Source organism: Nocardia sp. NRRL WC-3656 (assembly GCF_000720265.1).
Lineage (GTDB): Bacteria > Actinomycetota > Actinomycetes > Mycobacteriales > Mycobacteriaceae > Nocardia > Nocardia nova.
The window spans coordinates 74954-89288 of record NZ_JOJF01000006.1 but is presented as its reverse complement, the minus strand read 5'-3'; the positions used below and the strand labels follow the sequence as shown (position 1 = coordinate 89288).

The 14335-nt window shown below is 69.5% G+C and carries 16 protein-coding genes and 1 riboswitch; of the genes, 11 read left to right on the top strand and 5 right to left on the bottom strand.

The genetic code is table 11. From position 1 onward, the window contains the following. Window positions 1-41 precede the first annotated feature (41 nt). The 7 genes from IG65_RS0110470 (at window position 42) to IG65_RS0110440 (ending at window position 7289) form a co-directional block, all read left to right on the top strand. On the top strand, window positions 42-1313 hold the full coding sequence (locus IG65_RS0110470; protein ID WP_030514672.1) for an adenosylmethionine--8-amino-7-oxononanoate transaminase: 1272 nt from the start codon (window positions 42-44) through the stop codon (window positions 1311-1313). Between the two features lie 148 nt (window positions 1314-1461). Beyond that, complete coding sequence (locus IG65_RS0110465; protein ID WP_197039815.1) at window positions 1462-2307, top strand: SAM-dependent methyltransferase; 846 nt, start codon at window positions 1462-1464, stop codon at window positions 2305-2307. 74 nt (window positions 2308-2381) lie between these two features. Then, window positions 2382-3746: an FAD-dependent monooxygenase gene (locus tag IG65_RS34565; protein ID WP_036523965.1), complete on the top strand. Its 1365-nt coding sequence runs from the start codon at window positions 2382-2384 to the stop codon at window positions 3744-3746. Window positions 3747-3813: 67 nt separating this feature from the next. Next, the gene (locus tag IG65_RS0110455) at window positions 3814-4962 is read left to right on the top strand and encodes an 8-amino-7-oxononanoate synthase (protein ID WP_036523962.1); all 1149 of its coding nucleotides are present in this window, start codon (window positions 3814-3816) and stop codon (window positions 4960-4962) included. A gap of 31 nt (window positions 4963-4993) precedes the next feature. After that, window positions 4994-5674 carry a dethiobiotin synthase gene (bioD, locus tag IG65_RS0110450; protein WP_030514668.1) on the top strand — a complete coding sequence of 227 codons (681 nt, stop codon included), beginning with the start codon at window positions 4994-4996 and terminating at the stop codon, window positions 5672-5674. A 57-nt stretch (window positions 5675-5731) separates the two neighbouring features. Beyond that, entirely contained in the window at window positions 5732-6070 is a 339-nt protein-coding gene (locus IG65_RS0110445; RefSeq protein WP_030514667.1) for an MmcQ/YjbR family DNA-binding protein, read from the top strand. 73 nt (window positions 6071-6143) lie between these two features. Then, on the top strand, window positions 6144-7289 hold the full coding sequence (locus IG65_RS0110440; protein ID WP_030514666.1) for an alpha/beta fold hydrolase: 1146 nt from the start codon (window positions 6144-6146) through the stop codon (window positions 7287-7289). A gap of 9 nt (window positions 7290-7298) precedes the next feature. Here IG65_RS0110440 and IG65_RS0110435 read toward each other — a convergent pair whose 3' ends face one another. The 4 genes from IG65_RS0110435 to IG65_RS0110420 all read right to left on the bottom strand — a co-directional run bounded on the left by IG65_RS0110435 (window position 7299) and on the right by IG65_RS0110420 (window position 11193). Then, entirely contained in the window at window positions 7299-8321 is a 1023-nt protein-coding gene (locus IG65_RS0110435; protein ID WP_030514665.1) for an ABC transporter substrate-binding protein, read from the bottom strand. A gap of 211 nt (window positions 8322-8532) precedes the next feature. Continuing rightward, complete coding sequence (locus tag IG65_RS0110430; protein WP_231509129.1) at window positions 8533-9264, bottom strand: ABC transporter ATP-binding protein; 732 nt, start codon at window positions 9262-9264, stop codon at window positions 8533-8535. Window positions 9265-9392: 128 nt separating this feature from the next. Beyond that, entirely contained in the window at window positions 9393-10424 is a 1032-nt protein-coding gene (locus IG65_RS0110425; RefSeq protein WP_030514663.1) for an iron ABC transporter permease, read from the bottom strand. A 55-nt stretch (window positions 10425-10479) separates the two neighbouring features. After that, window positions 10480-10560: riboswitch (cobalamin riboswitch) on the bottom strand. Window positions 10561-10608: 48 nt separating this feature from the next. Beyond that, window positions 10609-11193: a TetR/AcrR family transcriptional regulator C-terminal domain-containing protein gene (locus tag IG65_RS0110420; protein ID WP_030514662.1), complete on the bottom strand. Its 585-nt coding sequence runs from the start codon at window positions 11191-11193 to the stop codon at window positions 10609-10611. A 99-nt stretch (window positions 11194-11292) separates the two neighbouring features. Here IG65_RS0110420 and bioB point away from each other — a divergent pair, with 99 nt between their 5' ends. The 4 genes from bioB to IG65_RS38435 all read left to right on the top strand — a co-directional run bounded on the left by bioB (window position 11293) and on the right by IG65_RS38435 (window position 13568). Continuing rightward, window positions 11293-12306 carry a biotin synthase BioB gene (bioB, locus tag IG65_RS0110415; protein WP_030514661.1) on the top strand — a complete coding sequence of 338 codons (1014 nt, stop codon included), beginning with the start codon at window positions 11293-11295 and terminating at the stop codon, window positions 12304-12306. Window positions 12307-12389: 83 nt separating this feature from the next. Further along, window positions 12390-12614, top strand: a complete 225-nt coding sequence (locus IG65_RS0110410; protein ID WP_030514660.1) for a hypothetical protein — start codon at window positions 12390-12392, stop codon at window positions 12612-12614. Further along, window positions 12614-13240 (top strand): DUF2567 domain-containing protein, encoded by a 627-nt coding sequence (locus IG65_RS34560; RefSeq protein ID WP_051755696.1) that lies wholly within the window; start codon window positions 12614-12616, stop codon window positions 13238-13240. Before IG65_RS0110410 ends, IG65_RS34560 begins: the two co-directional genes overlap by 1 nt. A 151-nt stretch (window positions 13241-13391) precedes the next feature. Beyond that, entirely contained in the window at window positions 13392-13568 is a 177-nt protein-coding gene (locus tag IG65_RS38435; protein WP_167356813.1) for a hypothetical protein, read from the top strand. A 16-nt stretch (window positions 13569-13584) separates the two neighbouring features. On the opposite strand, the gene IG65_RS0110395 is transcribed toward IG65_RS38435, so the two are convergent. Continuing rightward, window positions 13585-14229, bottom strand: a complete 645-nt coding sequence (locus IG65_RS0110395) for a DedA family protein (RefSeq protein ID WP_030514658.1) — start codon at window positions 14227-14229, stop codon at window positions 13585-13587. Window positions 14230-14335 lie beyond the last annotated feature (106 nt).

The window sequence follows — 14335 nt, the reverse complement described above, 5'->3', positions numbered from 1 at the left end:
AACTTGAACGGCGTTCAAGACCATTTCGTGAAGGGATCCGCGTGGCCCTGACAGCCGACCAGATCACCGCCCTCGACGCCGCGCACGTCTGGCATCCCTACGGCGGCTTCCCGGCGAGCACCGAACCGCTGGTGGTCGCCTCGGCCGCGGGCACCCGCCTGACCCTGGCCGACGGCCGCGAACTGGTCGACGGTATGAGTTCGTGGTGGGCGGCGGTGCACGGCTACCGGCACCCCGTGCTCGACGCCGCGCTGCTCGAGCAGTCGCAGCGGATGAGTCACGTCATGTTCGGCGGACTCACCCACGAACCGGCCGTGCGGCTGTCCCAGCTGCTGGTGGAGCTGACTCCCGACGGTCTGGACAAGGTGTTCCTCTGCGATTCCGGTTCGGTGTCGGTCGAGGTCGCGGCCAAGATGTGCCTGCAGTACTGGCGGGCGCTCGGACAGCCGGAGAAACGGCGGCTGTTCACCTGGCGCGGTGGGTATCACGGCGACACTTTCACCCCGATGAGCGTGTGCGATCCCGAGGGGGGCATGCATTCGCTGTGGACCGATGTGCTGACCGAGCAGATCTTCGCGCCCGTACCGCCGGTCGACTTCGATCCCGGCTACGTCGCGGAGCTCGACCGGATGCTGGCCGCGCATGCGCACGAGACCGCGGCGGTGATCGTCGAACCGGTCGTGCAGGGCGCGGGCGGTATGCGTTTCCATCATCCGCGCTACCTGAACGAGCTGCGCCGCCTGTGCGACGAGCACGGCGTGCTGCTGGTCTTCGACGAGATCGCCACCGGATTCGGCCGCACCGGAACGCTTTTCGCCGCCGAGGCCGCCGGGGTGGCGCCCGATGTGATGTGCGTGGGCAAGGCCATCACCGGCGGATATATGACCCTGGCCGCCGCCTTGTGCACCACCCGCATCGCCGAAACCGTCAGCGCGGCCCACGGCGGGCTCATGCACGGGCCCACGTTCATGGGCAATCCACTGGCCTGCGCGGTCGCGGTCGCCTCGGTGGAACTGCTGCTCTCGCGGGATTGGGCGGGCGAGGTCGCCGCGATCGAAGCGGGGTTGAAAACGGGACTCGCTGCGGCACAGGATGATCCGCGCGTGGTGGACGTGCGTGTGCTCGGCGCGATCGGGGTGGTGGAGCTCGACCACGCGATCGATATGGTCGCCGCGACCCGCGCCGCCGTCGAGGCCGGCGTGTGGCTGCGGCCGTTCCGCAATCTGGTCTACACCATGCCGCCGTTCATCAGCAGTGCCGACGATATCGCCCGCATCGCCGCCGGTGTGGTCGCCATCGCCGCGGCCGGTTGAGCCGAATTCCCTTCCGGCGCGCGGTTCGTCGTATATCGGAAATTTATTTTCGTGTGATATGGTGACAGCGAGCACGAAAATTCCTGTCTATCATCGGCATTCGCGCGGTGATATCCACCGGCTCCTTCGGACGGTGAAAGGGAATTCGATGATCGGCACCGAACCCAGTCGCACGGCGATGATGGCGGCCGCGGCCCGTGCGGCCCACCTGCTGATCGACAGCGAGCCCTATCTGTTCCGCGACACTATGGCATCCGCCCTGCTCGGCCCGCATGCGGAGGAGCTCATCGGCTACCACCTGCAGCACGGCGACCATCCGCTGCTCGCCGCGGTCCGGGCGCAGGCGACGGTGCGCAGCCACTGGGTCGAACGGCGCCTCGCGGAATCGGCCGCGGCGCAATATGTCGTTCTCGGGGCGGGACTCGACAGTTTCGGATATCGCGATGCGGCCGAGGGGATCCGGGTATTCGAGGTCGATCATCCCGGCACCCAGCGGTGGAAAAGGGAAATTCTCGCCATCGGCGATATCCGCCCGGTCGGGGAGGTGGTTTTCGTACCCGTCGATTTCGAACGCGACGATCTGCCGCGGCATTTGTCCGATGCCGGATTCGAGCCTGCACGTCCCGCGGTCATCAGCTGGCTCGGCGTCAGCATGTATCTCACCGCCGAGGCGATCGGCACCACGCTGGCCGGCCTCTCCGGTCTGGCCCCGGGCACGGAACTGGTGATGGAGTACATGCTCGATCCGGCCCTGCGCGACGGCAACGGACACGCCTACGCCGAATCCGTCCAGCCCGTCACCAGTGCCCAGGGCGAACCGTGGCTGAGCACCTTCACCCCGGAAACCCTCGACGACGTCCTGCATCGGTACGGATTCACCACGGTCGAGCACATCAGTCACCGGGCGGCCGTACCGGCAGGCTGGTGGCAGCGCGCCGATGCGCTGCAACCGGTGGATCTGTGCCGGATGGCATATGCGCGCATCGGCGGGTGACCCCGCCGTGGCCTGCGGTGGTGGGCGCGGTGTGTTTGGCTGGACTCCGACGCCTAGGAGCCGAGGAGTGGGGAATGCGGGCACTGCGAGTGATCGTCGTCGGCGGGGGAATCGGCGGAATGGCCGCCGCGATCGCGCTGCATCGGGGCGGGCACGACGTCGAGGTCTGGGAACGGGCCGCCGATATCGGCGAGGCGGGGTCGGGATTGACACTGTGGCCCAACGGATTACGTGCCCTGGACGCGATCGGAGTGGGGGCGCAGGTGCGCTCGCGCGCGATGGCCGACACCGAGGGCGGAATCCGTGACCGCTCCGGCCGCTGGCTGACCCGCACCGACACCGCGAAAATGGCCGAGCGGTACGGCCCGATGGTGGCCGTGCATCGCGCGGACCTGTTCGACATTCTGCGCACCGCACTCGGAGACGACCGGCTGCGCCTGGGACGCACCGTCACCGGCATCGACATCGAAGGTAGTTGGGAGACAACGGCGTCGGGAAACGGCGGCCGCACCGGCGACCTGGCGCCGGCAACGCGTGTGCCCGGGCGCAACGCCGCGGAAGACGAGCCTGCGGAGGCGCGTGGCACCACCGGAGATATCCGGGCGTCCAATGGGGGACGGATGCCGGATGCCGCCGCGGACGCGCGGGAGCCGGTGCGGGATGTGCCCGCGGAGCGCGCGGCGAGCGAATGTGGCGGGCGGGGAGCGCGGGTTCTGTATGCCGGGGGAGTGGAAACGGCGGATCTGGTGATCGGGGCCGACGGTCTGCGCAGTGTCGTGCGGGCCGCGGTCTGTCCGCACGCCCGTCCGCCCCGCTATGCCGGATACACCGCCTGGCGGATGGTCACCGCGCCGCGGCCCGAACTTCGCCAGGGCGGCCAGATATGGGGCAGCGGTGAGATTTTCGGCATCGTCCCGCTGTCCGACCACCGGGTGTACATGTTCGGCGCGGTGAACGCCGCCGAAGGTGAGCGCGGGGCAGACGGCGAATTCGCGGAAGTGCACAGGCGTTTCGGTGAGTGGCCGGATCCGGTGCCGCGGCTGCTGGCGGCGGTGTCGCCGGAATCGGTGATGCGCCACGACATCTACGAGCTTCCCGACCTGCCGACATTCGTGCGCGGTCCCGTCGCGCTGCTCGGCGACGCCGCGCACGCGATGACGCCGAATATGGGACAGGGCGCCAATCTCGCCCTCGAGGATGCCGCCACCCTGGCCGCGCTGCTCGACGATCGCGAGGTCGAGGACGCATTGCGCGGCTACGACTCGCTGCGCCGCCCGCGTACCCGCGCGCTCGCTCATCGCTCGCGGCGGATCGGGACGGTCGCGCAATGGTCGTGGCCGCCCGCCGTCCGGGCTCGCGACACCGCGCTGCGGCTGATGCCCGGCTGGGCCATGCTGCGTGCCTTCGATCGGGCCCTCGACTGGAACCCGCCGCGCTGACCTGTGCGGTTTGGTCGAGGCCCCCGCCGCAATCGTCCTGAACGGCGTTCAAGTATGCTTCCGAGCTGTGAACGAGGATCCGTTGAGCTGGTTGGACGAGCGTGCGGGTGACCGAGTGCGCGCCGGATTGCGGCGGCAGCTGCGGGCGCGACCGGCGCACAGCGATCTCATCGACCTCGCCTCCAACGACTACCTGGGTCTCTCGCGGCACCCCGAGGTGATCGCGGGAGCGGTCGAGGCGGTCCGGACCTGGGGCGCCGGTGCGACCGGATCGCGGCTGGTCACCGGCACCACGGTCGCGCACGAGGAATTCGAGGCCGACCTGGCCGACTTCGTGGGGGCGCAGGCGAGCCTGGTCTTCGCCTCCGGCTATGCCGCCAACCTCGGCATCGTCACCGCCTTGGCCGGGCGCGGCGCGCTGGTGGTCTCCGATGCCGGCAGCCATGCCTCGCTGGTCGACGCCTGCCGGCTCTCGCGGGCGCGGGTGGAGATCGCGCCGCATCGCGATGTCGAGGCGGTCGACCGGTTGCTGTCGCATCGCACGGAGGACCGCGCGCTGGTGCTCACCGACTCGGTGTTCAGCGCCGACGGCGACCTCGCGCCGCTGGCCGACCTGCATCGGGTGGTCCGCGCGAACGGTGCGGTGCTCATCGTCGACGAGGCGCACGGCATCGGCGTGCGCGGCGACGGTGGCCGCGGCCTGGTGCAGGAACTCGGCCTGGCCGGGCAACCGGATCTGATCGTCACAGCCACCTTGTCGAAAGCCCTTGCCGCGCAGGGCGGAATCGTGCTGTGCGACGAGCGGGTACGCGCGCACCTCATCGATACCGCGCGCACCTTCATCTTCGACACCGGATTGGCGCCCGCCGCGGTGGGCGCCGCACATGCGGCCCTGCGGCTGCTGCGCAAGGAACCGGAGCTGGGCGGGCGAGTGCTCACCCGGGCCGCCGATATCGCGCGCATCGCCGGTGTGCCGCAACCGGATTCGGCGGTCGTCTCGGTGGTGCTGGGGCAGGCGCAGGTCGCCTACGACGCCGCGCAGCAGTGCCGGGAGCGCGGTCTGAGCGTGGGTTGTTTCCGGCCGCCGTCGGTGCCGGAAGGCACCTCGCGGCTGCGGCTGACCGCGCGTGCCGACCTCACCGATGCCGAGATGGAGACCATCGCCACGGTGCTGGACGAGGTGCTGACCGCGGCGCGGGATCCGCAGGCCGCCTGAGTGATGCGAGGAACGACAGGAGCGAGGCGTTATGAGCAGGTTGATCGTCACGGGAACCTCGACCGACGTCGGGAAGACCGTCGTCACGGCCGCGCTGGCCGCGGCGGCGCGGTCGGCCGGGCGCACGGTCGCGGTATGCAAACCCGCACAGACCGGCGTGGCTCCGGACGAACCCGGCGACCTCGCGGTGATCGAGCGGCTGTCGGGCGTGACCCGCACGCTGGAACTGGCCCGCTATCCCGAACCGCTGGCCCCCGACACGGCCGCTCGCCGCTGCGGGCAACCGTTGCTCACCCTCGGTGAGACGGTGGCCGGAATCGACTCGCTGGCAGATGCCGACCTCACGCTGATCGAGGGTGCGGGCGGACTGCTGGTTCGCGTCGGGGAGTTCACGCTGCTCGAACTGGCGCAGAAACTGGACGCACCGGTACTCGTGGTGGCGGCCGCGGGCTTGGGGACCCTCAACCACAGCGAACTCACCACCCGAGCCCTCGCCGCCGCCGGTGTGCGCTGCGCGGGACTGGTCATCGGATCCTGGCCGAGCGCACCGGATCTCGCCTCCGAATGCAACCGCACCGACCTGCCCGAGGTCACCGGTGTCGAGGTCGTCGGGGTGATTCCCGAGGGCGCCGGACAGTGGCTGCCCGAGCGATTCGCCGATACCGCCTCCGGCTGGTTCCACGCGGACTGGATGCGGCGATACCTCGGCTGAGTCGCCGTGGCGGCGACGCCCCGGTTCGTGTCGGTGGGGCCTGGCAGGATGCGGGGCATGAGCGCAACCGGGGAGGATGCCCGCGACTATGCCCTGTCGCTGCCGGAGACGTCGGAGCAATTCGCCTGGGGGATGCCGATTTTCCGCGTCGCGGGCAAGCTGTTTCTGACGCTGCCCGAGGCAGAGACCTCGATGGCGGTGCGCTGCCCGATCGTCGACCGCGACGAACTGGTCGTGGCCGAGCCCGGGAAATTCTGGATCGCCGCGCACGAGGCCGGTAACGCGTGGGTGCGCGCCCGGCTGGCCGCCCTGGACGACCGGGCCGAACTCGAGGCGATCATCCTCGATTCGTGGCGCCAGGCCGCACCCCGCCACCTCCTCGACGACCAGCAGTAATCGACATCGGGTATCACCGCGGCGCGGCGCGGAGGGGATGCGCCGGTCGCGAACGCCCTTACAGTGGGTGGGGATGTCCATGCGAGATCGGCACCCTTCCACGGTCGCGGATTACGACGATGCGCGACGGCGGGCCCGGCTGGCCGAAACCCGTGTGGGGCACCGCTGGCGGACGCTGGAGCGGACGCGGCGCGTGCTGCTGCGGGCGGCGCTGGTCCCGATCGTCGTGCTGGTCGTGTTCGCGCAGTACTGGCATTACGACGTTTCCCCCGAGCAGGCACGGCTGGCGCGCACCGATCCCGCGGTGCTGCCCATCTCCGGCCCGGCCGCGGCGAGCGACCGCGACACCGCGGTGTTCGACCTCGTCGGCCTGGGTTCCCTCGATGCCTCCGATACCGCGCGCGCGTTACCTTCACTGCGGCAACTGGGTTCGGTGTGGGCGGTGCGATACGACAACACCGGTATCGACACCAAGGTCATCAGCGATCTGATCATCCGCGTCACCGAGGCCGCCCGCATCCACAAGGTGGTGCTGGTCGGCCACAGCATGGGCGGGGTGATCGCCCTCGAGATCGCCAAACACATCCACACCCACAGCACGCGCACCCTGTCGGGGGTGATCCTGGACTGCACACCGGTCAACCTGGCCGCGGTGCGGCCGGAAAGCCGCGACCAGGGCGAGGATCTGCTGCGCTGGTTCGGCTGGTTCCCGGGCACGCGGGAGAGCCGGGGGCTGCGACTGCTGGCGGAAACCTATTCCCGGCGTGACCAATTCGTCGACTACGGTTCCAGTCCGCCCGGCATCCGGACGGCGTCGCTGCGCCGTACCGTCACCGATGTGCTGCGGCAGAAGATCTTCAACACCGACTCCGCCAGCAACGGCCTCATCGAAGATCAGTTCAAGGCCATCGTCGCCAGCGGTGCGATCGACGACCTGCGCGCGCTGGCGAAACCGGCGGCCGGCAAACCCCGCCCGGCCGTCGTGTTCATCCGCCCGCACAATCCGTACCGGGATTCCGTCGTGGACGACGTATACACCCATCGCGCACTGATCGACACCGTCGGCGGTGTCGACGGCACACTCCTGGTGGTACTGACCCGCAGCACGGGCCACGCCGATCCGCGCCAGCACCCCCGCGAGTACAACACGGTGATCGCGCAGCAAGTCGTGCCGTTCATCGGGCTGGTGCACTCCGAGCAGTCCATGGGCATGCCGTGAATCGGCGGTTCAGCGCACGGCGTCGTCGAAGGCCGGGCGAATTCCCGAGGGCGGCAGCATGTTCCACCGCTCGAGATGGGCCCGCACCTGCTCGGCGGCATCGATATTGAGTGGGCTCGACGTCCACAGCACATAGGGCAGATCGAGAAACCGCTGGTGCGTGACGGCGCGCAGCCGGTTGATTCCGGGTTTGGCGCGCAGCGCTTCCACCTTCTGGGCGAAGCTCTGCCCCGGATAGTCGACGAAGACGATGGCGTCCGGGTCGGCGGCGGCCAGGCGTTCCCACGACACCGTCGTCCACGTGTCGGCCACATCGTCGAGTGCGTTGCGGGCACCCGCGGCCTCGAGGACGGCCTGGGGTCCGCCGAATCTGCCGCTGGAGAAGATGGTGTCGCTCGCGCTGTCGAAGACGAACACGGTTGGGGGTGTCGCGGCCCGCGGTGCCGCGCGCAATCGATCGAGGCGGGTATCGATGTCGGCGACGAGTGCGGTGGCCCGATCGGGACGGCCGGTGATCGCACCCAGGTTCGACAGATCCGCGCGCAGCGCCGCCCACGGCTCGACGGTGCCGCGCTGCCGCTGACCGGCGTGCGGGCGGCAGCTCTCGGTGAGGATGTAGGGCGCGATGCCGTGGGCGCGCAGCGTATCCGGGGTGAGGTCGGTGGCCTCGCTGTAGCCGTAGTTCCAGCCGGCCACCATCACATCGGGGCGCTGGGCGAGCACCGTCTCCCGCGACGGTGAGGTCGGCGCGACATTGTTCAGGCGATCGACCACGTCACCGTAGTGGCGCCGCAGGGTCGCGACGTCCTGTTGCAGACCGGCCACGGCGGCCACCGAATCCTGTGCGCCCAAGGCCAGCGTCATCGCGACCATATTGGTGTCGTTGACGAACATGCGCTGTGCCGGAGCCGGAAAGCGTGCCTGTTCACCGCAATTGGTCAGGGTCAGGTTGCCGTCCGAGGGCTGCGCGGGGCCGCACGCCACCAACGACGCGACGGTCGACCCGACGGCGAGCCAACGCAGAATATGCATATCGTCCACCTCCAAGGGTTTTCGGGACTACAGCTGCCGGGTTCGCGGCGCCGGCGAGGTTCGTGCACGGTGGACGGCCGGCGTATGCGCCGCCGTTTCTCGACAGCGGTGAGCCGGGTGGTGCCGGAATCGCGATGACCGACGTCCGCGAGCGGCGGGTGGGCCCCGGCCGGCGTCGGTCGGTTCGGGTTACCGCAGCGGTGCCGGTACCTCATCCCGCAGCCTCGGAATTCGGTTCCAGCAGTAGATGTGTCGCACCGGTCTCCGGATGCCGCACGCGCGCCGCGCGCACACCGAAGACGGTGGCGAGGACCTCGGAACTCAACGCCTCCCGGGGTGGGCGCGGATCCGATGCGGATCCGTCGTGTACGACCAGCACCCGATCGCAGTAACGGTCGGCCAAGGTCAGATCGTGCAGGGCGACCATGACCGTGCGGCGCAGTCCCCGAACCAGATCCAGCAGCGCGAGCCGGTGGGTGATGTCCAGGTGATTGGTCGGCTCGTCGAGCAACAGCAGCGGACTCGCCTGCGCCAGCGCCCGGGCCAGCAGTACCCGCTGCCGCTCACCGCCGGACATCCGCCGCACCGGCCGCTCGGCGAAGCCGTCGAGATCGACCGCCGCCAAGGCCTCGCCGACCGCGCGGCGTTCGGCCGGACTACCGGCGCCCCACGGCGGCAGATACGGCGTGCGCCCCAAGGCGACCACCTCACCGGCGCACAGATCCGCCGGCGGCTGGTCGTCCTGTCCGACCATGGCGACCAGGCGCGCGCGCCGTCGCGGCGACATCGCGTGCAGCGCTTCGCCGTTCACGAGGACCCGGCCCTGCCGTGGGCGCAGCAGTCCGCCCAGTGTGCGCAGCAGCGTGGATTTCCCGGCGCCGTTCGGCCCGACGATGCCGACCACTTCACCGGGCTCGACGCCGAAATCGACGCCTGTCAGCACGTCCCGGTGGCGGGGCCCGCATGCCAACTGCCGGACCCGGAGAACAGCGGGCGCGGACTCCGCCGCCTTCGCAGCGGACAGCCGCGTTCCGTCCACAGGTTCGGGCTCGCGGGTCCGGAGACGGCGGATCATGCCGCACCGAACCGGTAGGGCCGGCGGCCCATCAGCAGCAGGAACACCGGTGCGCCGATCAGCCCGGTGAGCACACCGACCGGAATTTCGGTGGGCCGCACCAGGACCCGGGCCGCCGCGTCGGCCACGACCAGGAACAGCGCACCGCACAGCGCGGCGACCGGTAGTAATCGCCGATGGGTGGAGCCCACCAGCATCCGCGCAGCGTGCGGTACCACCAAACCCACGAAACCGATCCCACCGGACACCGCCACCAGCACGCCGACCAGAATCGCCAGCCCGGCGAACAGCCCGTAGCGCACGGCCCGCACCGGCACTCCCACCGATGCGGCGGTATCGGCGCCCACGCTCAGCGCGTCGAGCCAGCCGTGTACGGCGAACAGTGCAGCGCCCGCGACCGCGACCACGGTGGCGGGCACCGCGATTCGGGTCCAATCCGCCCCGGCCAGGCTGCCGAGCAGCCAGAACAGCACCGACTGCGCGGCCTTCGGATCGGCGCTGCGGAAGATGAGATAGCTGCTCAGTGCCGAAAACGCCGATCCCAGCACCGTTCCGGTCAACACGAGACGCAGCGGCGTCAATCCGCCCTGCGCCATCGCGATCGCGAAAACCGTTGCCGCCGCGACGAAAGCACCGACGAGCGCGCCGCCCGACAGCGCCCAGATTCCCGCCGCCGCGAACAGGCCCGAGGTGATCACGGCTGCGGCGCCCACCCCCGCGCCCGAGGAGACACCCAGCAGATAGGGATCGGCCAGGGGATTGCGCACCAAGGTCTGCATGGCGGCACCGGCGAGCGCCAGTCCCGCGCCGACCACGGCGGCCAGTATCGTGCGCGGCACCCGCAACTGCCACACGATGGTGTCGAAGGCGGAATCGGCCGCACCGCCGCCGCTCAGATGTCCGCCCAGCACCTCGACCACCGCTCGAATCGGCAGCGGTTCGGCGCCGCACGCGGTCGCCATGACCATCGCGACGAGCAGCGACGCCAGCGTCAGGGGAACGACGATCGTTGTCCGGACGCGGTTCATCGCCGGAACTCCACAGGCATCACGCGACCTTTTCAGAGCAGTGCCCGGCGACCGAGGTCTGACTCCCGCACCGGTCCGCATCAGCGGACACCGCGGTCACAGTGGCGCGACCGTCCCGGATTCCCACCGGATTCCCGCGCCGCCGGGGATGACGGTCCCGAATACTACCGTCCGAAATGTCCGGCTAGCGCACCCGGCTCCCGAGGAGATGCAGTACCCCGCCCACGAACAACTGCAGTCCGAAGTCGAACCGCTCGGTGGCCGAGGTGTTCTCGTAGAGCGGGGAATCCTCCTCCGCCAGTGCGCCCGCGGAGTCCATCTGCATCCGCGACTGCTCGTCCACCGTCTCGCCGAGTACGTAGTACAGCAGCGTGTAGGCGGCCAGATCGGCCTCCTCGCGCGTCATGCCGCCGCGAATCATCGCACTGGCCAAGCGTTCCCGGCCCTTGCTGGTGGTCAGCCGGGAAGCGTAGGTGGCCGAGACCACCTCCGCGCCGTCGCGATACGCCAGCAGGCACGAACGCAGCCGATGCGCCAGTTCGCTGATCTGGCCCGGCCAGTCCTCGGCGGCGACGGGCTCGTCCATCGGGGTGAGGATGCGGTCGGCGACCGCGCCGAGCAGCGCCTGCTTGTTCGGGAAATGCCAGTACAGCGCCCCCGGCTGCACGTGCAGAGCGGTGGCGAGGCGGCGCATGGTCAGATCGGCGAGCCCGTACTGGTCGAGGATGGCGATGGCGCCGTCGATCACATCCGCCCGATGTAGCTGCACTTCTACCCCTCGTATGTTTTGACTCACTGACCCCGCTACCCTAGCCTGAACACCGTTCAAGTTGCACGGCCGCACCGGCCGGGAGAAGGGATTCGTGCTGTGACGCAGGCACCCGTGAAGACCGACATTCTGGCCACCGCGCGTGAGCAGGTGCTCGAACGTGGCGTCGGACTGACGCAGGAGCAGACCCTCGAGGTGCTGCGTCTGGGCGACGACCAGCTCGAGGCGCTGCTGGAGCTCGCGCACGAGGTGCGGATGAAGTGGTGCGGCCCCGAGGTCGAGGTCGAGGGCATCATCTCGCTCAAGACCGGCGGCTGCCCCGAGGACTGCCACTTCTGCTCACAGTCGGGTCTTTTCCAGTCGCCGGTGCGCGCCGCCTGGCTCGACATCCCGAGCCTGGTCGAGGCCGCGAAGCAGACCGCCAAGACCGGCGCGACCGAATTCTGCATCGTCGCCGCCGTGCGCGGTCCGGACGAGCGGCTGATGGCGCAGGTCGCCGCCGGCGTCGAGGCCATTCGCAACGAGGTCGACATCCAGGTCGCCTGCTCGCTGGGCATGCTCAACCAGGAACAGGTCGATCAGCTCGCCGCCATGGGCGTGCACCGCTACAACCACAACCTCGAGACCTCCCGCTCGCACTTCCCGAACGTGGTCACCACCCACACCTGGGAGGAGCGCTGGGACACCCTGCGCATGGTGCGCGAGGCCGGTATGGAGGTGTGCTGCGGCGGCATCCTCGGTATGGGCGAAACCCTGGAGCAGCGGGCCGAATTCGCCGCCAATCTGGCGGAATTGGAGCCCGACGAGGTTCCGTTGAACTTCCTGAACCCGCGCCCGGGCACCCCCTTCGGTGACCTCGAGGTGCTGCCCGCGGCCGACGCGCTGCGCGCCGTCGCCGCGTTCCGGCTCGCGCTGCCGCGCACCATCCTGCGCTTCGCCGGCGGCCGCGAGATCACCCTGGGCGACCTCGGCGCCAAGCAGGGCATCCTGGGCGGGATCAACGCCGTCATCGTCGGCAACTACCTGACCACGCTCGGTCGTCCCGCCGAGGCGGACCTGGACCTGCTCACCGATCTGAAGATGCCGATCAAGGCGCTCAACGAGACCCTCTGAGCGCCCGCGGCAGCGGCGGTTCGGGTATTGTCGAGCAGCTGGAGAGCTGCACTTCATAAGGGGTTTCGCGAATGGTGGTCCAGATGCCACAGCCTGATATGCAAGAGCGCTACAACCCGTACACGGGGAAGCGGATCGTCGTGGGTCTCGACGATCCGGTGCCGGCGGCCGCGGCCCTGGGCCTGGAACCGCCGCGTTACTGCGAGCACTGCGGCCGCCGGATGATCGTGCAGGTGAGTCCGGACGGCTGGTGGGCGAAATGCTCCCGGCACGGGGTGATCGATTCCCACAGCCTGGACCATCGCTGATGACCTCCCGCGGCGCCGCCGCAGCCTCTCCCGCACCGCGCGAGCTGCGCGCGGCGCTGGGAATCGTCGCGGCGGTGCTGGTGGTCAGCATCATCGGCGGCGGGGTGTGGGCCATGCTGGCCCCGACCGAGAAGGTCTTCGTCGTCGAACCCGGTAGCGGTACGGCGCTCACCGGTGAAAGCGCGCACCGCTTCGACGCGGTCGCGATCTTCGGCTGTGTCGGCTTCGTGGCCGGCTTGCTCACCGCCGCCGCGGTGTGGCGCTGGCGCGTGATGCGCGGGCCGATCATGCTGTTGAGCCTGCTGATCGGTTCGCTGGCCGGGGCCTGGGTGATGTCGTGGTTCGGCGAACAGGTCGCGCGCTGGATCCACCCCCGCTCACACAACCCGCCCGTGCACACCGTCGTGGAGCTCGCGCCCACCGTCGAAGGCTGGACCGCTCTCCTGCTGCAACCGCTGATCGCCGGACTGGTCATCCTCCTGCTGTCGGCGCTGAGCACCTCCGAGGACCTCGGGAGCGGCCGCGGTGACACGGCGGAACCCGCACCCCGCACGCCACTCTCCGAGGTGACCTACGGGCCCTACCATCGGCCCGGGTCCTATCAGAACGCCGATTCGCAGCGCTGAATCGCGCCGACGGCGTTGCGCTACTGGGTGATCCGTCCGTGCGCGGCCCGGCTGACCGCTGCCGGCGGCCCGGATCGCCGGTTATTCGATGGCGATCCGGGCTCGCGGTGGTTACCGTTGCGCCGGATCAGCCAGGAGGGGAGGTGTACGAATGGCAGGAACGAACGCGCGAATCGGAAGTGATTGCGCGGCAACCGAACAGCTCGAACGGCCCGATCTCACCGCATGGCGGCGTCGGCACGAACTTCGCCGGTCCGCTGCGGCGCAGCCGGTGGCGAACAAGCGCACCTATCGGCGCACGGTCAAGCATCGGGATCGGCAGTGGTGAGCCGGCGGTAGAAGATTCACCGTCCGTCGTGGGTGGCGTGGTATTCGGATTCGATCTTCTTCTCCTGGCGTCGTTCCCGCAGCTTCCACACGATCAGCGCCACGACGACGATCACCACGACCGCGATCGCCATATCGCGGCCGACGGTCTTCGCCACCTTCTCGTAGGAATTTCCGGCGATGTAGCCGAGGACCACGAAAGTCGTTCCCCAGACGATGCCGCCGAAGGCGTTGAACGAGAGGAACCTCGGGTAGGGCATGCGGGAGGCGCCCACCAGCGCCGGCATCACCGCGCGGAAGAAGGCGGTGAAGCGGCCGAGGAAGACCGCCCAGCCGCCGCGGCGGGCGAGGAACTCCTGAGCGTTGTCCAGGCGACCGCGGTGCTTGTCCAGGTAGGAGGCGGCGAGCAGGCGGCTGCCGAAATGTTTGCCTACCTCGTAGCCCACCGAGTCGCCGATGATCGCCGCGGCCACCACCAGCAGGATCATCACCCACAGCAGGACATGCCCCTGGCTGGCCGCGACACCGCCGAGGACGGCCGCCGTCTCGCCCGGAATCACGAAGCCGACGAAGATCGCGTCCTCGGCGAAGACGAGCAGGCCCACCGTCAGGTAGATCCACACCGGCGCGATATCGAGAATCCGGTGCATCAGCGATTCCATTCCGCCGACGCTACCGTGCGCGGACCACAGGGGTCGGCGGCGGTCGGCGCGCATCGTTCGCAGTGACCCCGCTGCCCGCGGGCGGTCCGCTCACACAGCGGCGGAG

What these genes read in the sequence shown, in the direction of transcription:
- IG65_RS0110425 (WP_030514663.1), bottom strand. Translation starts at nt 10,424, where the DNA reads ATGAACCGCGTCCGGACAACGATCGTCGTTCCCCTGACGCTGGCGTCG.
- IG65_RS0110440 (WP_030514666.1), top strand. Translation starts at nt 6,144, where the DNA reads ATGTCCATGCGAGATCGGCACCCTTCCACGGTCGCGGATTACGACGAT.
- IG65_RS0110465 (WP_197039815.1), top strand. Translation starts at nt 1,462, where the DNA reads ATGATCGGCACCGAACCCAGTCGCACGGCGATGATGGCGGCCGCGGCC.
- IG65_RS34565 (WP_036523965.1), top strand. Translation starts at nt 2,382, where the DNA reads ATGCGGGCACTGCGAGTGATCGTCGTCGGCGGGGGAATCGGCGGAATG.
- IG65_RS34560 (WP_051755696.1), top strand. Translation starts at nt 12,614, where the DNA reads ATGACCTCCCGCGGCGCCGCCGCAGCCTCTCCCGCACCGCGCGAGCTG.
- IG65_RS0110435 (WP_030514665.1), bottom strand. Translation starts at nt 8,321, where the DNA reads ATGCATATTCTGCGTTGGCTCGCCGTCGGGTCGACCGTCGCGTCGTTG.
- IG65_RS0110445 (WP_030514667.1), top strand. Translation starts at nt 5,732, where the DNA reads ATGAGCGCAACCGGGGAGGATGCCCGCGACTATGCCCTGTCGCTGCCG.
- IG65_RS38435 (WP_167356813.1), top strand. Translation starts at nt 13,392, where the DNA reads ATGGCAGGAACGAACGCGCGAATCGGAAGTGATTGCGCGGCAACCGAA.
- IG65_RS0110395 (WP_030514658.1), bottom strand. Translation starts at nt 14,229, where the DNA reads ATGGAATCGCTGATGCACCGGATTCTCGATATCGCGCCGGTGTGGATC.
- bioD (WP_030514668.1), top strand. Translation starts at nt 4,994, where the DNA reads ATGAGCAGGTTGATCGTCACGGGAACCTCGACCGACGTCGGGAAGACC.
- IG65_RS0110410 (WP_030514660.1), top strand. Translation starts at nt 12,390, where the DNA reads ATGCCACAGCCTGATATGCAAGAGCGCTACAACCCGTACACGGGGAAG.